This is a genomic window from Candidatus Cloacimonadota bacterium (assembly GCA_019429305.1).
Classification (GTDB): Bacteria; Cloacimonadota; Cloacimonadia; order Cloacimonadales; family JAJBBL01; genus JAHYIR01.
In genome coordinates, this window is record JAHYIR010000018.1 from 14,403 (window position 1) to 40,509 (window position 26,107).

Sequence of the window (26,107 nt, forward strand, 5' to 3'; positions counted from 1 at the left end):
CAAGATAGGTAAATTCAAAATAAATGAGATCCATTTAAATTTAGGGAGGATTCCTGATGAGTCTCTGGTTTTCTATTGCTCCTTTTGGTGCTATAAGTGCGCTTTTCTTTGCTTATGTTTTTTATAAGAATATGAAAAGCAAACCTGAAGGTAATGAGACAATGGTTGAGATTGCAGAGTATATCAGAGACGGTGCTAAGGCATATCTTAAACAGCAGTATAAAATAGTAGCTCTCTTCTTTCTCTTTGCCTTTGCTGTTTTCCTCTTTCTGGCATTATACTTCAAAATTCAGCACATTTGGGCACCCTTTGCCTTTATCTCAGGTGGCTTCTTCAGTGGATTAGCCGGTTTTATTGGCATGAAAACAGCTACTTATGCATCAGGAAGAACAGCCGAAGCTTGCCGTGAGAGCTTGAATTCGGGTCTCAAAATAGCATTTCGATCAGGAGCAGTGATGGGGCTCAGTGTAGTTGGATTGAGTTTAATAAACATCTCTATCTGGTTTGTTATTCTAAAACTTTCGATGAATCTTCCCGAAACCAATTATTTTCATGTCACGGGTAATACCGAATTAACTTCCATAATGTTAGCGTTTGCTATAGGTGCTTCTTTTCAGGCACTATTTGCCAGAGTTGGTGGTGGAATTTTTACGAAAGCAGCTGATGTAGGTGCCGACTTAGTCGGTAAGTTAGAGAGTGATATCCCGGAAGATGATCCCCGTAATCCTGCTGTCATAGCAGACAATGTAGGTGATAATGTTGGTGATGTTGCTGGCATGGGAGCAGATCTTTACGAATCATATAGTGGTTCTATATTGGCTACTGCGGTATTAGGAGCTGCTGCTTTTATGGCTACACCTAATTTACAAATGAACGCTATAATATTACCGATGTGTCTTGCCGGCTTGGGAATTTTATGTTCAATAGTCGGTATTCATGTAGTAAGAACCCACGAATCATCAAGCCAAAAGGAACTCCTAAGGTCTCTGTCAAAAGGTGTTTGGTTGAGTTCTGCTTTCATTTTCATAGCATCTTATTTTTTAGTACGATTTCTTTTACCAGATAATACAAATCTTTGGCGATCAATTATTGTTGGATTATTGACTGGAATCATTATTGGTAAATCAACAGAATTTTTTACTTCGCATGAGTATTATCCAACCAGAGGAGTAGCTAAACAGGGTAAAACAGGTACTGCTACATTGATTATTGATGGAGTATCTGTTGGTATGATGTCAACAAGCGTACCTGTAATAACACTTGGTATGGGAATAATCCTTAGTTTTGGATTTGGTAATCGCTGGAATTGGCATGATCTAGCTAATGGTCTCTATGGTATCGGGATCGCAGCTGTTGGTATGCTCTCAACTTTAGGTATAACTTTAGCGACAGATGCCTATGGTCCCATTGCCGATAATGCAGGTGGTAATGCCCAGATGAGTAATTTGGGAGAAGAGGTCCGGGAAAGGACTGATGCCTTGGATGCCTTAGGGAATACAACTGCTGCCACCGGTAAAGGGTTTGCTATTGGTTCTGCTGCACTAACTGCTATGGCTCTTTTATCTGCCTATATAGAAGAGGTCAAAATGGCTTTAAGTAGGACAGGAGTAGAAGAGTTTATTATTGGTGGTACTAATATTATTCAAACCTCAACTGCCTCGATACAGCACTTTATTGAGTTTTATAACATCACTCTTGTTAACCCAAGAGTGTTAATTGGTCTCTTTGTCGGCTCGATGACAGCTTTTGTTTTCTGTGCTTTAACCTTGAAATCAGTTGGTAGAGCAGCTGGTAAAATGGTCAAAGAGGTAAGACGGCAATTCAATGAGAAGAGTGGTATTCTTGATGGTAAAGAGAAACCTGATTATGCTATCTGTGTGGAGATTTCAACAAAGGCAGCTCAAAGAGAAATGATCCTTCCCTCTTGTTTGGCATTTGTGATACCATTAATTGTGGGCTTGACATTAGGTGTTGCAGGTGTTATGGGTTTATTAACAGGTGCCTTAACATCCGGATTCACCTTAGCAATCATGTTAAACAATTCCGGTGCTACCTGGGATAATGCCAAAAAATATATAGAAAGTAACAAATATGGCGGCAAAGGTTCAATTGCCCATAAATCTGCTATAACTGGCGATACTGTAGGCGATCCTTTCAAAGACACTTCAGGCCCTTCTCTTAATATTCTGATAAAACTAATGAGTATGGTAAGTATAATTTTTGCTGGTATAGTAGTATCATATTCACCATTTGTTGAGTCCTTCTATGATAGACCACAACAACAAATCGAACAACATTATTATCCAGAAGAGAGTATTGACTAAAAAAACTACTGTTCGGTCTATTGATTCTGTTATTTTTGATAAGTATTTGTGAGAAATGTAAGGATGTTAAAGAAAGTATTCTTATCCCTTGCTCTTGTTTCTATTATCATCAGCCTTAGTGGTATTGAACCTAAGGTTGGATTAGCTCTGAGTGGTGGTGGAGCCAGAGGATTAGCACATATAGGTGTGCTAAAAGTAATCGATGAAGCGGGTTTACAGATAGATTACATATCGGGAACAAGTATAGGAGCTGTTGTTGGTGGACTTTATGCAGTTGGGTATTCAGGAGAAGAGATTGAGGATTTATTCCTCAATCACTTTGATTGGGATCTAATGCAACTTGATACTGTCGCCCGTTCTGATTATTATATCGGAGAAAAACGCTGGAGTAATCAATACAATTTTAGTTTTCTGTTAAGTGATAATTTCATTCCATCTCTTCCACAAGGTTTTATTGATGGGAACAAATTGCTTGGTCAGCTCTTTGATTATTTCTATCCTTACAGCCATATTGAAGACTTTAATTTTCTTCCCATTCCATTTTCTTGTACTGCAACAGACCTTTTAACCGGTGAAACTATAATCCTGAATTCAGGAAATCTACTGGAAGCGATTCGTTCATCAATGTCGGTTCCATCTATTTTTGCACCCTTTTCTCTTGATAATAGATTATTAATAGACGGAGGAATAAAAATGAATTTACCGTCTTCAATTCTGTTGGATAAGGGGGCTGATTTTATTATAGGGGTAAAGGTTACTTCTGAATTGCGAGATAGAGATCGTTTAACTAATCCGATCGCAGTCCTCGATCAAACAATTAACATTAGTTCTTCAGAAAAAACTTTGGAAGCCATTGATGAATGTGCTCTCATAATTGAACCGATCTTAGATAATTTTTTGGCTACAGATTTCAAACATGCTCAAGCTATAATAGCTGCTGGAGAAGAAGCAGCCAAATCTATCATGAATGAACTAATTTCGCTATCTAACCAGCAAGAAAAACTTAATGATCAACAGATTAGTATTTTACCTGATGTTATTGTTTTTGATAATATTTATGTTGAAGGTAATCAATTTATCAGCAGCACAAAAATCAGAGATTATAGTGGTTTGCTATCCAATACCCCTTTAACAAAGAATGATATATTAGCAGGAATAGAAGCAGTCTATAACTCTAACCTTTTTAGATATGTCTATCCGGTTATCAATCAAACAGAAGAAGGATATACCCTAACTCTACGGGTCACTGAGAAAGCCCGTAATCAATTAGGCATAAATATCCGTTATAACGACAGAGATGATCTGATTCTGGGTGGAGTTATTGAGATGCGTAATTATATAGGCAAAAACTCCAACCTTATGGTAGGAGTGAGCATTGGCGGTCAACGCGAGCTGCTATTCGATTACGTTAAGAATTTTGGCAGAGAATGGGGCGTGTATTTCCGTATTTTCCCCTATCTCAATGAACATACTCTCTATTTTTACAACGAGAATCAAGAAAAGATTTATAGTAGTAATTCCCTTGAATATGGCTCTGTTATTGGGATTGGTGCTTATGCGTTTAATCGTTTTATAATCGAGTCATATCTTTTTCATTTTAATAAGAAACTCTATCGTGATATCTCTGAATATGAAATTGATGATGATTTCGTCTCTTCAGGTGTTGGTATCAAATTTTATCATGAAACTCTTGATGATTTAGTATTTCCAATGACCGGACATCAAGCTCTAATAAAGTACTCATACGCTGATGAAAACGTTCTGAGTGATTTTTCATATAACAAGTTCTATGGCAGATTTCAGATTATTCTTCCACTAAATCAAAACTACTCTCTTCGATTACAGTTTGAGTATGGTTCTTACTTTGACGAGGATACTATTAATTTTGATCCTTTTTACGTTGGTGGTTTTGACAGTTTCTTAGGTCTGTACCCTTATGAAAAAAGTGCTCCAAATATCAAGATCTTAACTGTAGGTAATAGGTATCGGCTCGGAAAGAATATATTTGCTGACTTACAATTCAATATTGGTAATACAGGAATATACGATCTATGGGAGATTGATTCAACGACTCTACTTGGTGGAGGATTAAAAATTGGTTATCTGAGTATAATAGGCCCTTTAAGGGGTGGCTTCGGTTTCAATCGGCAGGGTGGCTTTGTTTCTTATATATCAATTGGTTATGATTTCGATATCTTTGAGTTTTCCAGAAGGTAATGTTGTATTAAGTTAAATACATTGTACTCTTATTCATCCCTACCAAATAAGAATTGTCCAAGAACTTCTAATTGGTTGAATAGACATTCTTTGCGGCAGTTGTTTTCAACCGTAATATCAGCCAGTTCTCTCTTGGTCTCATCAGAAAACTGAGAACGAAATCTCTGCTCAATTTCTGCTGCGGATAATTTATCACGTTCAACTAACCTCTGCAATCTAACCTCGTGTGAAGCTGAGATATTGATAATCAAATCAAACATGCCTTCAATTCCGGTTTCGAAAAGTAATGGTACCTCGAATACAATAACTTCAGTGCTTGAAGAATTGATCAAATCTTGAATTTGAGCTATAATTAAGGGATGTAATATACTATTCAGGATTTTTAACTTCTCAGGATCATCAAAGACAATGTCTCCCAATTTTTTTCGATCTATTTGACCATCCAATAGTATCTCTTTCCCAAAAACCTCAACTACTCTCTCTTTAACTTTCTCCTTAAGCAAAAGATCATGTCCGACAATATCTGAGGAAACAGTTATAAAGCCCTGTTTTTTGAACCATTCTACAGCTAAGCTTTTCCCGCTTCCGACACTACCGGATATTCCAATAACAAATAGTTCTCTCTTATTGTCATTCATTTCTTGATTTTACCTTTTTTTTACCTTATTAATCACATACATAATTCTCTTAGTTTCTTTTTCATAAATGCCTTACTATTTAGTTGAATCAGCGATAATCTGAGCTAACAATTCAACATTTATACCTGCCTGAATGACTCCATTCATAGCTACAGATATTCGTCCTGTCTCTTCAGAAACTACAATTGACAAAGCATCACTCTCCTCAGTGATACCGATGGCAGCTAAATGACGAGTTCCATATTGTCTGCGATATTCGATGTTTTGAGATAGTGGTAATACTACTTTAACAGCTATAATCCTCTCTTTACGTATAATTATAGCTCCGTCATGTAAAATGCTATTCTTATCAAATATTGAAGTAATAAGCTTGCTAGAAAGAATCGCATCAATTTTCTCTCCCGTTTCAATAAATTTGCTTAGTTTGATATTATTCTCAATAACAATAATAGCACCTTTCTTGAGGAATGACATTGTATCTACTGCATTTGTCAGAGGAGCATAAATAGATTTTTGGGGTATTCTTTGGAAGGGTGTTAGGATATTTGTATGACTAATCTTGGCTAAGATATTTCTGATCTCGGGTTGGAAGAGTATTATTATAACCAGTAACCAGTAATCTTTCAGTATCCCTATTACTGCCAAGATCATTTCCAAGTTCAGTAATGAGGCAATAAGAAAGAATATTACTAGTAATACTACTCCGATAAGAATCTGATATCCGCCAAACTTTTTGGCTAATAGGATCAGCCGGTATAAAATCGCCCAAACAATTAATATATCAATAATATCGGTAACACTAGGTACTAAAAACTGCATCATTCTCTTCTATCGGCTGAGTAAATACTCTGCAAAGTTTGTAGTAATTGTTGGTGATCTTTTACATCATGAATTCTTACTAAATGTACCATCTTCTGAAAAGCCAAAGCAGTAACAGCTAAAGAACCATTCAACCGTTCTTGTGAAGATGAACTATATATTCTATCTATAAAACTCTTCTTAGATGCTCCAAGCATGACCGGAACACCTAAGGATTGAAACTCCTTCAAGCGCCGTAATATCTCCATATTATGTTCGAAAGCTTTCCCAAATCCAATACCGGGATCAATTATTATCCTCTCATCATTTATCCCTTCTTTTAAGCAATAGGTTATTCGTTCTTCAAAAAAATCAAGAAGTTCATCAACAACATCATCATATCTGGGGTCTTTTTGCATATTTTGCGGTGTGCCTTGCATATGCATTAATATTACTGGTACATCAGGATAATCTCTGAGAACTTCAGTCATCTGTATATCAAACCGTAAAGCGGTGATATCGTTTACGATATCTGCTCCTGCTTCAATGGCTTTTCTTGCTACACTGGCCTTGTAAGTATCAACAGAAATGATTTTTTCCGGTTTCAACTCCCTAATTCTTATAATTACTGGAATTATCCGCGCCAATTCTTCTTTTTCATCTATAGGTAATGCTCCGGGTCTAGTCGATTCTCCACCCACATCAACTATATCAGCACCCTCTTTATACATCTGTAATGCCTGTTTAACGGCATCTTCAAGTTGTAAAAACTCTCCACCATCTGAAAAGGAATCAGGAGTAATATTGAGAATACCCATCAGCTTAACCTGATTTAGAAATAATACCTTTTCACGGCAGTTTAGTTTATATTGATAACCGTTGCTGTGAATTTTCATTAGTTTTGCTAAATCAGTTCTGATCTTGGGAATACCGAATGTTGTGTAATGAGACAGTTTTTGAATCAGTTTGCGGATTTTATCAACTGTTCCCAATAAAATTATATCTGTTTCTTTTCTTTTGCCTTCAACAATACCGCGAGCAATAGCTGCATCACCACCAACTGTTAACATCTCTTGTTTGATAATATTGGCGGCACCTATTTCAACACCGGTTAACTTGACTGGTAAAGCAAACGCTTTGGGTATCATATTCTCAACACCTTGTGAAGAGACATCGATACCTTTCAAAACTCTTCTCATATCTTCATAAGAAGACGGATCTATTATTCTATTCATAGTTCTTTATCAAAACCTGAGTTTTAAGTTTCCTAATTCGTTTACTTTGTCAAGCTGAGTGATATTCGGAATTATTACTTGCTAATCCTGTCTGTGCATTTATCGAAAGTGGCAAAACAACTTAACTGTAAGAGATTTGTTATCCTTTTTTGCATCTGATCACTAAAAGTTAGACATAAAGTGAAAATAAGTGTCTATTTTTTCTTAATGTTTAGTAATATCTATCTGCTTCTTACTGCAACTGATAGACAAAAGTAATCTGTCCTTTTTGGATAATATTTTGAGGGATAGAATTAAATTGCCACTGAGCTAAGGAATTAAGACTTAACTCCTCTAAAATGGCTTCATCTCTTTTTATGATGATCAGATCTGCTACAGAACCATCGGGATACACACTGAACTGTATTGTCACAGTAGCATTTCTTTGTAAACCGGCAGGATAATCCGGTACTACCTCTTTTACGATAGTTCTTTGTAGTATCTCACCTTCTAAGTAATAAGCTGTAGGAGAATCACTGCTCCCCCCTATCAGCGATGCCAAATGGTCGAGATAATCATCTCCCGGCGCAGTAAGTGGTTGTTCCTGGATCCTTGTAGCATCTAAATCCCGGGCATCTTGAGCAATGCTACTTTTCATTCTGCTCATAGTATTACCAATATCATCACTTAATTTTATGGGAGTTGTAGCAACTTCTTGTTGTCGAGGTGTATCAATCCTTTCCAAAGGGTCATCAAATTCAGTCATAACTTTAGGTAAATCAACTCTTAAAGGGGCTAAATTTGTACTCTGTCCTTCGGTAAAATCCCTAATTGCTGGCTCTCCAATAGTCCGTACCGGACGATAATCAGTAACTCGAGTAACAGGTATTCTTTCCATCCGAAAATCGAGAATTTCGATCTGTCTGAACAACTGTTCAGGAATAATTTCGTAGTAGATAAAAAAGCCGATAAGAATCAACAGGACATGTATTCCGATGGAGACAATAAGGGCTTTTCTTATATCTGTCATTGAAACTCCTCCGAGCTTATGATCTCGGTTGCAATAAAGAAACGATTCGTACCCGATAGCTTTGCTATATCGAGTAGTTTTACAACCTGCTTTAGCGGAATTTCCTGATCTGCTCTGATAACTACAACCTGCTCCGGATCATCAATCAACATTTCATTGAGAACTGTTGGTAAGGTTTCCCAAGTCACTGCCTGATCATTTACATACAAGTCTTCTTCTCGAGTTATAGTAACACTAATATTCCTATTATATTCATTCTGCAGCGTACTGGATGCAGGAAGGTTGACTTTTATCCCGGAATGGGTAATAAAATTAGATGAAATGAGCAAGAAGATCAGCAGCAGAAAAATCACATCAGCAAAAGAAATAAGCGTTACTGATGAAACTCTTTTCTTAGCGAGACTTAGTTGCATTTTTCTTTCTCCTGAAATCTAAAAGGAAATGATTTACATAATCCTCGATCTCTCTTGCCAGTGTTTCTAATCTTCCAACCAGATAATTATAGAACAGTATAGCGATAATCCCGACAGTCAAACCACCTACTGTTGTGAGTAGAGCTTCCCAGATACCCTGAGCTAATAAGCTGATATCAACCCCGCCCCCGGTTGATTCGATATTCATAAATACTTTAACCATACCGGTTACCGTACCAAGAAAACCTATTAGAGGTGCAACTGCCGCTATAGTAGCTAATCCACCCAGATTTTTCTCTAATTTATGTATTTCACTCTTGGCAGTAGTATCAACTACTTTCTCAACCTCATCCATATTAACCGAAAAGGCATCAATACCTTTAGCAAGGACATTTGCTAACGGATTTTCTGGATAATTTTCACATAATTTGATTGCTTTTTCCATCTGCTTGCTTTCTACTGATTCTTTTACTTCATTAAGGAAGATATCATTAGGAAGTGAAGCTTTGTTAATTTTTAAAAGTCTTTCGATGATTATTGCTATTGCTACTATAGAAATAATTAAAAGAACGAGCATTAACCACCCGCCCTTCACAGCGATTTGAATTAAGGTCATATTCCCTCCGGATATGAAGTCATGTAATGACAAGTTCCTTTTGTAGTATTAAACTTGTCAATTTATCTTTTTCTTTCTGCATTCAAATGACATCGTCAGTTATTTTTTTATCACAAAAAGGAGGTGCGATAAAAACTCGCACCTCCTTCAAATCATTGATTCTCTACAATTATTCACCCATTACGCTTAATTAATCAAAGAATGTTGGTCTTGTTTCCGTTATCAGCTGACCCAATAATTGTTTTCTGGTAGTTATATCCCTAGTTACAGATGGCTCGGAAGTTCTTGCTCCTGCAGAATCAAGATACTGATCAGCTCTATTAAATAATTGATTTGCTTCATTACGAGCATTGTCTCTTTCACTTATTAGTCTATCTGCTTCGGCGCCATAAGCAGTTCTTGCTTGTTCTTCCAGAGTCAGAAATGTCTCATACTTGCTATAACCCCTAATCTGATAAATCTGAGAAAGCAACATATATGGCTCATACACATTAGGATTTAGAGAGATCGCCTTATTGGCATCATTCTCTGCCTGATTTAGATTATTCATAGCAATTTTCACATCTGCTAATCTGATATATACTGTTGGATTATTCTCTTCAAAAGCTAACAGTTGATTGAGAGTTTGTAATGCTTCTTGATTTCTTTCTAAGGTTCTATAAGACCCGGCAAGGTTAAGATAGGCAGTAGTATTTTGTGGGTCTCTTTCAATCTGATTACGATAATTGACAATAGCATTATCAAGCTGACCTGTTCTTAAATAAGCAGCTGTTAACTTACGATTTATCAAATCATCTTCAGGATATCTCTCTGAGATAAATTCTAAGTGTGAAATTGATTCCCTGAAGTAGTTATTGTCAAATTGCAGAACACCGAGTCGGTAATGGGCACGTTCAAATTCCGGATTTAATTCTAAAGCTTCTTCAAAAGCTTCTATTGCTTCATATATGAAGTTCATTTCAGCATATATATTGCCTATTCTGAACCAAACCATTTCATCCGGTTTGATTTCTGCCAATCTCCTTAATGTCACTATTGCATCTTCATATTTACGAGAGAGACGTTGAGTTTCGGCTAGATTATTCAATATCCTTTCATCTTCGGGATTTAGTTCCAGTCCACGTTGATAGTAATACTCAGAATTTTCATAATCATTAATCATGAATTTGATATATCCAAGATAGAAGAAGGCATCTATATTAGTTGGATCGATGTTAACTATTCTCATAAAGGTATCTCTTGCACCGGTATAATTATTGGTGCTCAACTGTTGTTCACCAATATTAAACAGTCTGATTAGCTCACCACCGGCTAATTCTCCGATCTTATCGATCAACTCTGTCTTTAATCCTTGTTGTCTATCAGCACTTCTCTTTCTCAAATTAAAGGTTAACTGACTGATACTGCTAGATCTAACATTCATGACATTAGCTAGGACCCTTATTTCAGTTGCTGACAAGTCAGATATTGTTCCCCAAATAAGGATATCGGCACCAAGCTCTTGACCAATGACACCAGCTTGTGTACTAGTTATATTCTTAATGCTTGATAAACCTAAATTAGACACTAATCTACTCGCCTGATTTTGATCTATCAACTCAAATTGTGGATAGTCCCTTAAAATAACAGTAAAATCACCTCTTCTGGCATCCATCATCTGATTAGCCACAGTACGAACAGCTCTCTCTTGTGGCTCAAAATCCAATACAGCTACTTTTTGTACATTTGCATTTAACAAAGTGCTACTGAATATCAGCAACACTATACTGATTACCATTAATTTCATTCTCATATACTCCTCCACTATACCTTCTTCGCTTAGTCGAGTAGATTCCTGCTCCATTTAGTTACTAAACGCTTTTATTTATAATTATTACATATAAAATAATACCAAAGCACCTTACAACCAACAAAAAATGGTTCTCTGCATGGTAATTTTCTCTGTTTTAATTCAAACCGGTTACTCTAGTTTACTCATATCGAAATCTTCACCAAGAAATCTTGTCCAATTGCTTGCCGTATGTTCCATGTCATCATTTCTACTATATATAAGTCGAAAGTTACCATTCCCTTGAATATCTATGAAGAGATATATCATATTGAGATCTCTATACCTCCAAATCTGATATTCTTTTCTCGTTAACCGTGTATCAACATCAGTAATATTCTTTTCTGTCTCAGTTGGTTCACCATTTCTGATGTAAATTCTTCCCATATCTGTTTCCCAGCCATCTCGAAAATGCGAGTAATGTTGATTTGCATAGTTAACCCTTTCTCTTACTGTTTCAATAAACTCATTTCTTTCAGACTGAGGATTTGGATCATTCAGTGTCCAGAATCTATCAATAAAGTTTCTTTTTGCCTCATTGCTCATATTATCCCAATTACGAAATCTGGAAGAGGGTAAAAAATAACGAATTAGCTGTTGTTCCTTTTCCAGATCTGCAAATAGACTCTGAGTTGTAAAAATCCTTTCGCTGACCACGAAATAGTCAGAAACCATGCTTTGTCTATTAGTTACTCTGTCTAAAACACTAACTTCAATGTTATAATATCCCAACCCTAAGGTATCTGCCGGAATTTGATGTATCATGTCAAAAGTAGTACCTTGACCTCTAATGTTGTTCGTTATTGTTGAGTCATACAATTCATTAAAAATTCTAATTGTTTCTGTAATATAAGTAAATTGATCAACTGCAGGAAAAAGATTCTGAATCTCATAATAGAAGAAGATCGTATCTTGGTGTGCTCTCTCATAAATATGCAACGGATCGACATAGAACTGATAATCACCTCTGCGAAATTTTTCAAAACCCTGACTAGGAGGTTCTTTAACGATTCTTGATGAAAACTCCAGATCACTGATCATGCTATCAGATGAAAGATTCTCTAACACATTTGACCATTGAAAATGGTAATCTGTCAATCTGTCTTTAAAATCCAGAAGGAAATTGATGCCCGATTGTTCTTGAGATAGAGTCAGTTCAATTTTATCCAGATAATATTGTGTTCTGGAAAAAGTAGTTTCCCTATCTCTTACTCCAATATAATGAGCAAATTCGTTCAAGACAGTGCTATTTCCATCTTCATCTTCCACACTGATCGTCACATCAACTGTTGCTAAAAATCCTTCATCTATTTCTACAAAAGCTATCTGATTGTATGGTATTTTGTAGTTAAAATGATACACAGTATTACCATGCTCATCTAAAAATCGATTTTGATCAATATGCATCTCAATGGTCTCTGCTCCGATTAGAAACGGGAACAAGATCAGTGAGATAATTATAAAGGGTTTAATCCATCCATTTGTCTTTAAGTTCATAATTTCCATATCCTCTTAAATCATAGAAGATAAAAACTCTGTTAAGACTGTAGTAATACCATGTTATACTCGGCTCTCTTCCAATGGGAAAGACATCAGATACTATTTGATCCGGTTCCCCATACATGATATAGATTCTTCCCCTGTCTGTACGCCAGCCCGGTAGATATCTCCTGATTTCATAATTATTATCAGCGTAACGAACACGTTGATAAAAAGTTTCTTGATAAACATTCTCGGGAGTATAAGGATCAGGATCCATACTCCTCCAATAATCGTTAATAGCATTCTGTAGCAGATTTTCCGGCAATGATCTGAAGTACTGATATTCATTTTGATTTATAATATAACGCAATTGAGCCAACTGGTCCCTGGGATTATATTTTTGCTGATAGAAATAGGCAACATTGGGGTAAATGGGGAAACTAATGTACTTCCTCTCACCATTATAGTTTTCTACTTCTAAACTAACCTCAGTTTCATGATCCAACAATTCATGTAATTCTTCTATGTCCCCTACAATTATCTGATCTTCACTATCTTTGATGTTAATTACAATTCTTGTTGAGTCTGGTTGAAAAGTAAGATGTTGCAGCATTTGGATTGAGTCGTACTTACTTAGTAAGTATCTTTGATCCTTAATAATAAAAGCAAATTCATCGATTCTCACTTTAAAGAAAAGAAATCCAACTGTTTTAGAAGTATTTGGAAATATGAACGATTCTCTCAGCTCTTTCTTTCGCCCTGAAGCGTTATCCAAAATACTTATATAGAGTTGATACTCTCCCGGTTCTAGTTCCATCTCAAACTGTAATGGATAATATTCCTTAGTGTAACTTATAGGCAGTAGATTATCCAATACCTCTGGTTTTAAGGTAAATTTCAGCATAGTCTGAGTTTGATAATTGATCTGTTCTTCGTCAGTATAGATAATGATAGATATACTGTTATCATAATTTATCTCTCTACCACTCACCTGAAAAAACAGATCACTATATGGGATTAGGATCATGTTCTTCGCATAATTATCTATATGTTCAGAAATGAATTCCAACGCGGATAACAAAGCCGGCGAGATCAATAAGAGAAGGAATATCAGTTTAAAAACTTTCATTTATCCGTACATTAACCTTAGCTTGATCATTAAACAGCTCTTTTACCCTCGAATTGAATTTTGAGCCCGGGAAAAAACTGTACTTCTGAGGTGTGATCTGCAAATAGTCATACTTTGAGGTCTTAACGTTAAGGTTGATATAAAATTTTCCCGGTGACTCACGAGCTATATCTTCTAATGCCCCTATCATATCATGATTGAGTAATTCCTGCTTAATATCCATTGTAATTTCACCTTTGAAGTATTTTGCCAGTTCGTCAAAGCAGAGAATTTTATCGGGATAGATTCGTAGTATTGATGTATCAAAGTTATTTCCCACACCACGATAATCATTAGTTTTTCCAATAATGAGATATTTTCTTCCCTCATTCATGAGAGGTTCAAATTTTGCCACACTGCGATTAGGGATTGCAACTTCAAATCTACCATATTGGTCTTCCATGACCATCACATATGGTACTTTGTTTCTATTATCTTTCCTTTTAATAATCTCGCTTACAACTCCGGCAATTAATATCCTTTCTTTAGTATTAACTGCTCTCCTTTCCGAATATTTCTTTGTATTCATATTAGTAAAATATTCAATCTCTGTCTGGTATTTAAAAAGAGGGTGTCCGGAGAAATAGAATCCGAGTACCAGTTTTTCTTTTTCCAATTTCTCGGTCAAAGTCCACTCGTTTCTTTGCGGTAACATAGGTTTACAACCATTGGGAACAGATCCATCATCATCATCATCTTCCAGAATTGTGAATAGAGTTTGTTGTCCCCTCTTGCGTTCACTGCTGACACTATTGCCGTATTCAATAGCACAATCAAGCCCTGCTGTTTTTTCCGAACGATTCCCTTCCAACTCATCAAGTGCTCCGGCATATATTAAACTCTCTATCACAGCCCTGTTGACAGCAGTAAGGTCTATCCGTGAGCAGAATTCGAATAAATCTTGGAAATTGCCATTTTCCTCACGTTCTTCAATTATCTTCTGGATAGCTACATCGCCGACATTTTTAATCCCTCTTAAACCAAAGAGTATTTTATCTCCTTGCACAGTAAAATCTTTTAGGCAGAGATTTATATTGGGAGGGATAACCTCTATTCCCATATTTTTACACTCTTCTAAGAAATAAGGGATTTTAGCCGGATCATTCTCCAGAGATAAGATAGCAGCCATAAATTCAATCGGATAATGACTTTTCAAGAAAGCTGTTTGAAAGGCAACATAGGCATAGCAAACTGAATGGCTCTTATTAAAGGCATATTTGGCAAATTCTATACACTTATCCCAGATCTTTGCTATTGTCTCTTCCGGAACCCCTTTATCTTGAGCACCTTTAAAATACTTAGATTTTAGTTGGTGCATAACTTCCATATTCTTTTTTCCCATAGACTTGCGAAGAGTATCTGCCTCTCCTCCCGTAAAACCAGCCATTTCTCTGGAAATCTGCATTACCTGTTCCTGATAGACTATAACTCCATAGGTCTCTTTCAGTACTTTCTCTATGAGTGAATGATCATAATTTACCTCTTCCTGCCCGTTTTTACGTCTGATGTAGGAATCGATATATTGCATCGGACCAGGTCGGTAAAGTGCTACCATCGCTACTAGATCAGAAAAAACATTTGGTTTGAGGTCTTTTAAGTATTTTTTCATTCCGGCAGATTCAAATTGAAATATGCCGTCTGTCTGACCTTTGGAAAACAATTTATACGTTTTACTGTCTGTCAGATCGACATTATCAATATCAAGTTCAATCCCTTGTGATTCCTTTATCAACTTTAAAGTTCTCTTAATAATCGTTAATGTTTTCAACCCTAAAATATCCATTTTCATCATCTTCAGAAAACTAAGCCATTTTCCTTCATACTGGACTAAAACAGCCGGTGGTCCTACTTTTTGATTACTGATAGCTAATGGAACATAATTAGAGAGATCGTCCGGTCCGATAACTACACCCGCAGCATGGATCCCATGTTGCCGAATCAAACCCTCTAACACCAAGCCATATTTGATAATCGATGAATAGAGGGGATTGTTATCCATTAACTCCCTGAATTCGGAATAATCTTCCAGACACTTTTCCAGGGTAATTTTGGGAATATTCGGCATCAGCTTAGTTATCTTATTCGCTTCAGCAGCAGGGATTTCCAAAACTCTAGCTACATCCTTGATGACTGACTTAGCCGCCAAGGTATTAAATGTAATTATTTGCGAGACACTGTTTCTTCCATACATTCTGATAACATAATCGATGATTTTGTTTCTCCCCTCAGCGCAAAAGTCGATATCAATATCAGGCATCTCGATACGGTCAGGATTAAGAAATCTTTCAAAGAATAGATTATGTGGCAAAGGATCTATTTTCGTAATACCTAATAGATAAGAAACTATACTACCTGCAGCAGAACCTCTACCCGGTCCAACAGGAATATCATTTGCTCTGGCTGCATCAACAATGTCCTTAACTACCAGAAAATAGTTTTCGTAACCAAGATTATTAATGACCTGCAACTCATACTCTAACCTTTCTTTAATCTCATTAGTAACTTGCGGATACAAAATAGGTAGGTTATCAAAACACAACTTCCTCAGATATGTTGTGTTATCGTTATATTCTTGTGGAAGCCGGCATTTAGGAATCAGAAAAGATTGATAGTTTAGTGTGAAATCGATCTGCTCTGCTATCTTTATTGTGTTCTCGTAAGCCGCCGGTTCGTTGGGAAATAATCCTCGCATCTCCTCTTCTGTTTTGAAGTATAGTTGATCAGTTTCATACTTCAACCGGTTAGTGTCTTTTTGTGTTTTGGCAGTCTGAATACAAAGCAGAATGTCGTGGGCTTCAGCATCCTCTTTTTGTAAATAGTGACAGTCGTTGGTTACAACAAGCGGTGTATCAGTTCTTTTTGCCAAGTCACATAAATCCGGAATGACTATCTTTTCCTCTTCCAGGCCATGATCCATTATCTCAATATAGAACCTGTCTGGGAAAATTTCTTTGTAAAAATCAACAACCTTTTCTGCTTCTTTTGTTCTCTTTTCTAATAATAATGACGGAATTTCCCCTTTAAGACAGGCAGATAAACATATCAACCCTTCTGAATACTCTCTCAGAAGATTTTTGCTAATTCTCGGTTTGTAATAAAATCCCTCAAGATAGGATCGCGATGATAGTTTAATCAGATTTTGATAGCCAACACTGTTTTGTACAAGAAGAATCAGATGATGTCGTCGATCATTCTTTGCTGCCGGACTATCCAGATCATTATTGATTATATATGCTTCGATCCCAATGATTGGTTTAACACCATTTTGCAGAGCAGTCTCGTAAAAATCTATTGCCCCTGCCATCGTACCATGATCAGTGATAGCTACAGCGGGCATTCCATATTGCTTAGTCAGATTGATTATTTTGTCAGTCCGGCAAGCACCGTCCAAAGCGCTGTATTGAGTATGATTATGTAAGTGAATAAACCCCATTTCCAACCTATCTTTTTCTTAACATTGACGTTATCTGATATATAAACACTTTGTTCGTCCTCGCTCTAAACAATTAATAAGAATTCACTTTTCCTGTCAAAAGTTAATCCATAAAATCTTTGATATTCTTCGTAACCCCGATTGGCAAGAGATTTTGTTGTAATCAATACGACAAAAAATTAATAACTCGTATCAAATGTGCTGCTTTAAGTTAGTTAAAAAGGGCGACCACCGGTCGCCCCTACAATGTATTTATCTGTTTTATTCTTACTTTTCCGTTTACTCCGCGCTCTTTTTCCCCTCGCTAAACTTCAGTAGGTTTTTTCTCCGATCACTGATTACTGATCACAGATCACGGTTTTATTCTCCCGCTGGGGCATTATTGTACATCCTTTTTTAATCTGTGTGCATCCGTGGTTAATGCTTGCTCCTCTTACAATAGACTTGCTATCCTCCTCCGAGCTTTTCTACCTACTACATACTTTTCCCAATATGCCCTTTACCAACACCCTTGACCTTACATCCAAGCTGTAAATACTGTCCTATCTTCTTATCGGTCAAGAAATTGGAACAATCAATGATCAATGGCTTTTTACCTGATAACTTTACAATTTCAGTCGGATTATACTCTATGTATTCATTGTGCCCGACTGCGAAAATTATTACATCTGCTTCTCTTAAAGCTTTCTTTTTATCACTGAGTACTGGAATGTTCTCCATTTCAGCCCAATAATCAACATAAGGATCATGTACTTTTGCAATAGCCCAAGACTCATTGAGAATTCTCACTAATGTCTCTGATGGAGAATGTCGGGTGTCTCCTAATTCTTCCAAATATGATACACCCAAGACACATACGACGACATCTTCTAGCTGTGGAAACTCTTCTTTTATCAATTCAATTGTGTGTAAAGGCATAGTATCATTAATATTCACCGAATTAATAGCCATTTTCAAGGAACTGTTGAGATTAAAAATTGCATTCATAGCCCAGTTAGCAAGTACAGGATCCTTTGTCAGGCAATACCCGCCTACCCCTAAACTCGGTCTCAGCAGATTATCGTGTGTTCCCTTTCTTTTTCTGATCGCTTCTCTAACCTTGAAAATATCTACTCCGATTTTCTCAGCAAATTTTGCCCATTCCAATGTGAGAGCAATGTTGGTAGCCCGATATGAATTTTCCATCACCTTTGCCAACTCAGAGGCATTAGTATTCTCCAACTCTGTTAACGGGAAATTTTTCGTATCTAAAACCCGATTTAGAAACTCTTTCGCCAATTCCTTACTCTTCTCGTTTACGCCAGAATAGACTCGCCAGAAGTTTCTGATCGACTTAACATAGTTTGCCCCCGGCATTACTCTTTCATAAGAATGAGCTATCAACGGCGGGTTCTTTTTAATATTTATCCCTCTTTTAATAAATTCTTCTTCTATGATCGGTTTTACAACTTTCTCACAAGTTCCCGGTGGAACTGTTGTTTCCACCAATATCATACATTCCGGTTGGATATGTTTACCGAGCGTTCGCATTCCATCACGAAAAGCTGATAGGTCACAGTACCCTCTCTCTGCTTCTCCAAAAGCCGGTTTAGTTGCATCGAGTTGAATATCTACAACAACTATATCGGCAACTTCAAAGGCATAATTCAACCAGGTTGCCCGGAAACTTTTCTTCTTTACAACAGTCCTCTTGAATATCTCCGGAACCTCATCATCGGATGATTTAACAGGCGAAACACCACTGTTTATTACCGGCACTTTCCAATAAGATCTGGCAGAAGCTCTCTGCTGACCATGAACGAAAAACAACGGTTCTCCTTTTTCATTTTCCGCATCTGCTATTACAGTTGCCATCATACAACCAACAAAACCCATACCCTGTACTGCAACTATTTTTCTTCCTAACTGTTTCTGCTCCTGAGTGATCTTTTCCAGCAATTTCCTCTCTTTTTGAGAATCCTTTTCAGTGGGGAGCACATATTCCTTCCCATCCGGTGCTAAAGAGATATTCTTCATACTTAACCTTCCTTTTCTTGAATTAATTGGAAAAAATTAGACCCTGTAGAATTGGCAAGGAAAAGTTGACTTCTAAACTCAATCCGGGAAGAAAAGAAAAATTGTGCATCCCACAGAAGCAAAGCAGGCCTCACCCACGGATGCACACAGATAACTGCTTTTTAACCGTTTGATCTATTTTTTACGGTTAAATCAGTGTTCTACACTCTTCCTGCTATACTCCCTTTGGGTTTTCATTAGTAACTAATCGCTGGTAATTATAACCATTTATTACTTGCTTAACTCCAATAGCACCCTGAAGGAGTGCCATCTGATAGCCTGCGACTTCAGTCGCAGGTATTGGTCACAGACCAATTTGGGTGGCGGGCGGGTATAGATCATCTTTATTCCAGACATTGAAATGTCTGGCTATCTTATTTCATACCCCTCCGGGGCATTTATTCCCTTCTTGCTACTCTTCCAATGGAATTGCTACCCTTTATTCCAATGATTTTCATTGACTGTCTTACCCTCGAAAATTTTATGTTTTTTTATTATCAATGACACTTTAAATGGAGGAATAAATGATTAGAACAGCTGAATGTGTATCTCCGATGCATCCTGATAAAATGTGTGACCGCATCTCGGACGCAATTCTCGATGCAGCTCTTAAGGAAGACCCTAAATCCCGCTCTGCTGTCGAAGTTATGGGTGGACACGGTATTGTAACTATAACCGGCGAAATGACTACTCATACCTATGTCAATGTCCGTGACATAGTAAATAGAATAGTAATAACAAAATATGGCATACAGAGTAATATAGTTCGTCAATCTCCGGAAATATCTCGGGGTGTAGATGTTGGTGGAGCAGGCGATCAGGGAATTATGGTCGGTTATGCCTGTGCTGAAAATGAAGCTATGATCCCTCAAGAACTATATCTCGCTCGTAGTCTCTGTCGCTTTTTATATCACGAATATCCCTATGATGGAAAGACTCAGATCACTCTTAATAATGAAGGTCAGATAACTGCCGTAGTTGCAAGTTTTCAAAACTCTGAACAGGAAATACTCTCCGATTTGACTAAAGAGTGGGCTAAGAATAATAATCTGGTATTGTCCCATAACTATCTCTATTTTAATCCGGCAGGAGATTGGGAAGTAGGAGGATTTGAGGCAGATACAGGTCTAACCGGTAGGAAATTGATCATAGATAATTACGGACCTCGTATCCCTATAGGCGGTGGAGCATATTCCGGAAAAGATGCCACCAAAGTTGATCGCAGTGCCGCTTATATGGCTCGCAAGATTGCCGTAGATATGCTTCGTCAAAAAGGTGCTCAAGAGGTTCTCGTTTATCTTGCCTACGCCATCGGAGTCGTTGAGCCAGTGATGGCAGTCGCTAAAATTGACGGCATTGACGAGAAAATAAATGGGTATAACCTAACTCCCAGAGGCATAATTGACTTTCTCGGACTTGAGAAACCGATCTTCGAAGCCACTGCAGAATGGGGTCATTACGGTAATAACTTCCCTTGGGAATAATCACATAGTAACAGAATTTTCGAATTATATGACACTTTTCTCTGTGTCATTTCGACTGAATACACCTTTATTTGTTATCTCGACTGGAGTGACACTCCTCCATTTTGTCATCTCGACTGGAGAAAGATTCACGCAGTGAGTCTTTCGTAACCGAGGAAATTCCTTCTTTGTGGCTGCTTCCGAGCTCGACGAAGTCAATGGAGAGATCTCAGCACCGACCAGAATAATAAATCAACAATACAGATTGCTTAACCAACCACCGTGATGAGATGTCTCGACTACTCTTCGCTCCGCTCGACATGACAAAAAGGGGGCTTCTCATAACATGACGCTTTTCACTGTGTCATCTCGACTGGAGAAAGATTCACGTAGTGAGTCTTTCGCAACCGAGGAAATTCCTTCTTTGTGGCTGCTTCCGACCTCGACGAAGTCAATGGAGAGATTTCAGAACCGACCAAAGTATTAAAAACATAATACAGATTGCTTAACCAACCACCGTGATGAGATGTCTCGACTACGCTCGACATGACAAAAAGGGGATAGTGCTTCACTCGAACCTAGGAAAACGCTTCATCGTGGTTACTTCCGATCCTTCGACAAGCTCAGGACAGGGTTGACGCAGTCACATGACAAAAGTTAGTTAGGAGATATTGACTACATTAACTTAACTTGACACAACAAAGGTAAATAAACATATTTGAAACCTCTACAAACAAAGTATAGGAATAAACATGGCAAAATTCATGACGATTAACGAAGTATATGATCTGATAATTACTGTCTTTATCAACCTTGGTGTACCGGAAGAAGAAACGAAAATCTGTGCTGATATATTGATCGCTTCCGATCTCTCTGGCATTGAGTCGCACGGTATAGGTCGTTTGAAGATGTATTATGATCGTATCAAAGCGGGTATTCAGAAACCTATAACCAAGATAGATATAATCTCCGACAAGGCAGCTACAGCAGTTTGGGACGGCAATCACGGTATGGGTCACGTTATCGGTCATCACGCTATGCAAAAAGCAATAGAAAAAGCTCGTCAATTCGGGATAGGTTCGGTAGCTGTCAGAAACTCAACTCACTACGGGATCTGTGGTTACTATGCCAAAATGGCTATAAAAGAAAATATGATCGGTCTCACCTTCTCCAATGCCAGACCTTCCATAGCTCCTCTTTTTGGAGTAACACCCCTCTTGGGAACTAACCCTATCTGTTTCGGTGCCCCTTCTGACATGGATTATCCCTTTCTCTATGATGCCGCAACCTCAATAACACAACGTGGTAAAATAGAGGTTTATGCCCGTGAAGACAAAGCAACTCCGGAAGGTTTAGCCATAGACAAAGAAGGTAACCCCCACACAGAGTCGGTTCAACTTTTAAGGGATCTTACTCAAGGAACTGCCTCTCTTCTCCCAATCGGAGGAGACAATGAAATCACCGGCGGACATAAAGGATATGGTCTGGCTGCAATGGTTGAGATTCTCTGTGCTGCATTACAGAACGGTAGTTATATGGATCAACTAACAGGTTCGGAAAATGGTAATTTGGCACCTTACAAATTGGGACATTTCTTTATGGCGATCAATATCTCTTTCTTTATCGATCCTCAAATATTTAAACAGACAGTCGGTAACATAATGCGAAAATTACTTGCTTCTCAGAAAGTTGTCGGACAAGAGAAGATCTATGTTGCCGGAGAAAAGGAATACCTTAACGAACAGCGCGTTAGAAAAGAGGGTATCTATATAACCGATAAACTCGAACAAGATATCGAATTCATGAAAAGAGAACTAAGTATCTGATACATCAAAATATTTAAGGGTAGCATGAAATATTGTTTATCAGTATTCTTAATCCTTCGATACATTCTGCTGTCAGTTAAAGCAAGAAACTATCAGCAGAACACTCAGGACGAAACAATTTTGTTAATATACGACAGTATTGAGGAAGAATGGTTGAATTAAATTGAATCTTTCATCCGCTTGTATTCTTTTTTTTATCTCTTCTAAGCTATCCTTCAAGTGGACTTCTCTACCTACTACTTACTTTTTTTCGCTCACTCTCTTAGTCTCTCCCTCGACTTTATCCCTTCAGCAAACTTTTAAGATGACACACATTTTTCTGTTGATTTCCGATTGCAGACAATAGAGCATCTCTTTTTTTAAAGCAGCTAGTTAAGTTTGATCGTAGACCAATATTGGATGGTGGGTGGGATTCGATCATCCGGTATTACAACTAATGGTGTTAAGAAAACCGTACGAGAATCTGCTTCGCAGCTACTGTTAGACGGGCGAAGCGAGATGTTTAGCGAAAAAAGCAGATGCGAGAAGGTTTTTAACCGTTAATTGTAGAGCCGGGAGGTTTTCTTTGCCTATTTCTTTTTCCGAAGAAAAAGAAAAAACATCATTGATAACAATCCAACGACTTCACTCTCCGGGTCAGGATATTAAACAGTGCCTTACAGAGATAAACACAATCGGTAGTAAAAGGTTTTTTCATGTGTCTTTCTAAATATTTCCTTTCCGATACAAGTAAATCGGGTAAATTAGTTACCTTATCTGCCGTATATACAGGGATCAGTCCCGGCTTGATCTTCAACCTCATCTCTTTTATATCGTTCGGATATTGCTCAAAGAAATGCACACTTAAAGCCCTCGTGCCGATTATCCGCAAATCACCTCTGAATAGGTTAATAAATTGTGGTAACTCATCAATCCAATATCTTCTGAAAAACCTGCCCCAATCCGTGATCCGGAAATCATTGGCAAATTTGCCGGAATTGGAGACGGAATGAAGAGTGTGAATATATTCTTGCAGATATTCAGAATAAGGATGCATCGTACGCAGTTTATAGCAAAAGAAGATCTTTCCGTTGAGCCCTACCCTTCGTAATTTAATTATTGGTCCGTAGGATGGATTAATATCTTGCGACGGTTCTTTTATCTTTTTTACAATGAAATACATCATCCCATCGATATCTTTATATCCCAACAGCTTGAAGCCGCAGAAATATAGCCGACCCAGAATCTCTGTTTCGGGTAAGGAACGATTTTTCCCTTGGGAAAGGGCAAAATAGAGTCCCTGAGTTAAGGGAATCTTAGGCAAAATTCTTCGATAAATAAAGTCAAAGAAATAGAAGATATTTCCGAATAACTTCCCGAAACTCCTTTTAAACCTGTTATAACGTTGCCCTATCGTTTCACCGCAACAGATAAAGACACCACCTTCGGCCAGATTCTCATTAACCTTGATGAAATAACGATTGACCCTTCTAAAATCATTCACCGGATGCAGATTGATAAACAACTGCTGTGATCCGGGATCAAAATGCTCAATATTGAAGATTGTCGAGCTCTTAAGCACCATACTCGCTCTGTCGGAGAATGATGTTAAGCTGACAGTGTCATTTATGAAGTTGAACAATTCCGAACATTTATTCAGATAGTTTCTCCATAGTTTAAGCATTACCGTATCCGCGACTACATCCTCGCCAAAGGGAGGAACATACGGTAATACTTCCGCTAAATTTGAGCCGTTATTAGTATAGAAAGTACCGGTTCTCAATTTATCCGACTGAGTGATAAAAACTCCCCTCTCATCAATGTCAGTATCCTTATAAAACCTGAAAGTATAATAAACAAGAGTAAAGATTATCAGTTCTAAAATAGTTGTTAGAATTATGGTACCAAAGACGATCAATCTGGAGTAAAAGAATAGTTGGAAGAAGTACATTGCCACAAAGACAATGGCTAAAGCCATAATATTGTCTCGCATTACACAAATAATTACATTGATCAATTTCTTTGGTGGTTTGAAGTCGTATTTACACCCTAAAATTGAAACTACAATCCAGATAATGGTAAACCCGATCAAAGGTCGCGAATAATTACGAATTATAATCCTCGTACCTGCCCGATGCCAAGCTACCAAAAAGAAAGCAAAGCCGACGATAAAGATATCAAGCAGGCAAAGAAAGCAACCATAAATCTTGTACTTCATATACTCCTGACCATCCGGACAAAGATACAACTACATTTTTCTCTGAGCAATAGCATTAACCTTAGATGTGTACTACTACTCATTTTTTATTATTTACTTACCAATCATTTTTTGTCAACATATTTCACCCCCAACTTTTCTCTCCCTGCTTCGCTCCCAATCGACTTGCTTAACTCCCTTTGGTTTTTTGCTACTTACTATCTACTACTTACTTCTTTTTCGCTCCCTCTCCCCCCTCGATTTTTCCTTCCAATGGACTTGCTATTCTTCTTCATGTTTTTTTACTAGTAGCTAGTAGCTGGTAGCTAATAACTATTTCTTCTTGCTACCCTTCCTCTGGTTTTTTCGCTCGTAACTTTTTTTCTCCCTGCTAATCCTTTCGCTAGTGCATCATATTTTTTTTCTCCGTGTCCTCTGTGTCTCCGTGGTTAGTCTCCTTCTTGCTACACTCCCAATGGACTTGCTTTGCTTCTTTATGTTTTTTACTAGTAGCTAGTAGCTGGTAGCTAATAACTAGTAACTATTCTTTCTTGCTAATCCTCCCAATGGACTTGCTTCACTTATAAAGGTTTTCATTATAAATTCTACATTATACATTATACATTATACATTGTAAATTACTGCATCGCAGCTAAGCTCCCGCTGGTGCATCCGTGTGTATCCTTTTCTAATCTGTGTCTATCCGTTGTTAATGCTTGCTATCCTTCCTCTGGTTTTTCCAGTTCACTGATCACTGATCACATCCTTCTACTTATATATGCATCACAAAAATCACTTTTCGGCAAAAATTCCTTTTTTTCCTCTTTATATTATCTCGTCAGTACCCTTATCTGTAAAGTATTTCAGAGAATCTAAAAAATAATCAAAATTCTTCCGGAACGCAATAAACCGGCATCTTGATTTCTAACATTTAGCTACACAATCACTTCAGCACCTTTATGGGATTATTTTTAGTGAAGTTAACAAACAAATCATGACTTCTATTTTTTTTATTTTATAGGAATGTTTAGAAAGATTATTCTCTTTATCACTGGCTGAAGCCGGTGTTCCAATCTTCCTGCTACACTCCCAATGGACTTGCTTCACTTATAAAGGTTTTCATTATAAATTCTACATTATACATTATACATTGTAAATAACTGCATCGCAGCTAAACTTCCGCTGGTGCATCTGTGTTCATTATTTTTCATCCGTGTCTATCCGTGGTTAATGCTTGCTATTCCTCCCAATGGACTTGCTTCGCTTCTAAAGATTTTCATTATAAATTCTACATTATACATTGTACATTGCTGCATCGCAGCTAAGCTCCCGCTGGTGCATCCGTGTGTATCCTTTTCTAATCTGTGTCTATCCGTTGTTAATGCTTGCTATCCTTCCTCTGGTTTTTCCAGTTCACTGATCACTG

General features: G+C 37.4%; 16 protein-coding genes. 4 read left to right on the forward strand and 12 right to left on the reverse strand.

The window, feature by feature from the left end; genetic code table 11:
- Positions 1 to 53 precede the first annotated feature (53 nt).
- Complete coding sequence (locus K0B81_07280; GenBank protein MBW6516398.1) at positions 54 to 2,324, forward strand: sodium-translocating pyrophosphatase; 2,271 nt, start codon at positions 54 to 56, stop codon at positions 2,322 to 2,324.
- Positions 2,325 to 2,387: 63 nt separating this feature from the next.
- Entirely contained in the window at positions 2,388 to 4,541 is a 2,154-nt protein-coding gene (locus K0B81_07285) for a patatin-like phospholipase family protein (protein MBW6516399.1), read from the forward strand.
- A 29-nt stretch (positions 4,542 to 4,570) separates the two neighbouring features.
- Here K0B81_07285 and coaE read toward each other — a convergent pair whose 3' ends face one another.
- The 11 genes from coaE to K0B81_07340 all read right to left on the reverse strand — a co-directional run bounded on the left by coaE (position 4,571) and on the right by K0B81_07340 (position 19,177).
- Positions 4,571 to 5,179 carry a dephospho-CoA kinase gene (coaE, locus tag K0B81_07290; protein MBW6516400.1) on the reverse strand — a complete coding sequence of 203 codons (609 nt, stop codon included), beginning with the start codon at positions 5,177 to 5,179 and terminating at the stop codon, positions 4,571 to 4,573.
- A gap of 75 nt (positions 5,180 to 5,254) precedes the next feature.
- A complete protein-coding gene (cdaA, locus tag K0B81_07295) occupies positions 5,255 to 5,998 on the reverse strand; it encodes a diadenylate cyclase CdaA (protein MBW6516401.1) in 744 nt (247 codons plus the stop codon).
- The gene (gene folP / locus K0B81_07300) at positions 5,998 to 7,212 is read right to left on the reverse strand and encodes a dihydropteroate synthase (protein ID MBW6516402.1); all 1,215 of its coding nucleotides are present in this window, start codon (positions 7,210 to 7,212) and stop codon (positions 5,998 to 6,000) included. Before folP ends, cdaA begins: the two co-directional genes overlap by 1 nt.
- A 232-nt stretch (positions 7,213 to 7,444) precedes the next feature.
- Positions 7,445 to 8,221 carry an energy transducer TonB gene (locus K0B81_07305; GenBank protein MBW6516403.1) on the reverse strand — a complete coding sequence of 259 codons (777 nt, stop codon included), beginning with the start codon at positions 8,219 to 8,221 and terminating at the stop codon, positions 7,445 to 7,447.
- Positions 8,218 to 8,634: a biopolymer transporter ExbD gene (locus K0B81_07310; protein ID MBW6516404.1), complete on the reverse strand. Its 417-nt coding sequence runs from the start codon at positions 8,632 to 8,634 to the stop codon at positions 8,218 to 8,220. The genes K0B81_07305 and K0B81_07310 overlap by 4 nt, the downstream gene beginning before the upstream one ends.
- Positions 8,615 to 9,250 carry a MotA/TolQ/ExbB proton channel family protein gene (locus K0B81_07315; GenBank protein MBW6516405.1) on the reverse strand — a complete coding sequence of 212 codons (636 nt, stop codon included), beginning with the start codon at positions 9,248 to 9,250 and terminating at the stop codon, positions 8,615 to 8,617. The genes K0B81_07310 and K0B81_07315 overlap by 20 nt, the downstream gene beginning before the upstream one ends.
- Positions 9,251 to 9,440: 190 nt before the next feature.
- Positions 9,441 to 11,036: a tetratricopeptide repeat protein gene (locus tag K0B81_07320; protein ID MBW6516406.1), complete on the reverse strand. Its 1,596-nt coding sequence runs from the start codon at positions 11,034 to 11,036 to the stop codon at positions 9,441 to 9,443.
- Positions 11,037 to 11,210: 174 nt separating this feature from the next.
- On the reverse strand, positions 11,211 to 12,575 hold the full coding sequence (locus K0B81_07325; protein MBW6516407.1) for a GWxTD domain-containing protein: 1,365 nt from the start codon (positions 12,573 to 12,575) through the stop codon (positions 11,211 to 11,213).
- Positions 12,547 to 13,689, reverse strand: coding sequence for a GWxTD domain-containing protein (locus K0B81_07330; GenBank protein ID MBW6516408.1), 1,143 nt, complete (start codon positions 13,687 to 13,689; stop codon positions 12,547 to 12,549). Before K0B81_07330 ends, K0B81_07325 begins: the two co-directional genes overlap by 29 nt.
- Positions 13,676 to 17,161 carry a DNA polymerase III subunit alpha gene (gene dnaE, locus K0B81_07335; GenBank protein ID MBW6516409.1) on the reverse strand — a complete coding sequence of 1,162 codons (3,486 nt, stop codon included), beginning with the start codon at positions 17,159 to 17,161 and terminating at the stop codon, positions 13,676 to 13,678. Before dnaE ends, K0B81_07330 begins: the two co-directional genes overlap by 14 nt.
- 474 nt (positions 17,162 to 17,635) lie before the next feature.
- Positions 17,636 to 19,177, reverse strand: coding sequence for a nucleotide sugar dehydrogenase (locus K0B81_07340; GenBank protein MBW6516410.1), 1,542 nt, complete (start codon positions 19,175 to 19,177; stop codon positions 17,636 to 17,638).
- Between the two features lie 563 nt (positions 19,178 to 19,740).
- Between K0B81_07340 and K0B81_07345 the strand changes: the two genes are divergently transcribed.
- Both K0B81_07345 and K0B81_07350 read left to right on the forward strand, forming a co-directional pair.
- A complete protein-coding gene (locus K0B81_07345; protein MBW6516411.1) occupies positions 19,741 to 20,700 on the forward strand; it encodes a methionine adenosyltransferase domain-containing protein in 960 nt (319 codons plus the stop codon).
- Between the two features lie 743 nt (positions 20,701 to 21,443).
- Complete coding sequence (locus K0B81_07350) at positions 21,444 to 22,505, forward strand: Ldh family oxidoreductase (GenBank protein MBW6516412.1); 1,062 nt, start codon at positions 21,444 to 21,446, stop codon at positions 22,503 to 22,505.
- Positions 22,506 to 23,106: 601 nt separating this feature from the next.
- Here K0B81_07350 and K0B81_07355 read toward each other — a convergent pair.
- Positions 23,107 to 24,702 (reverse strand): sugar transferase, encoded by a 1,596-nt coding sequence (locus K0B81_07355; protein ID MBW6516413.1) that lies wholly within the window; start codon positions 24,700 to 24,702, stop codon positions 23,107 to 23,109.
- Positions 24,703 to 26,107: the final 1,405 nt, after the last annotated feature.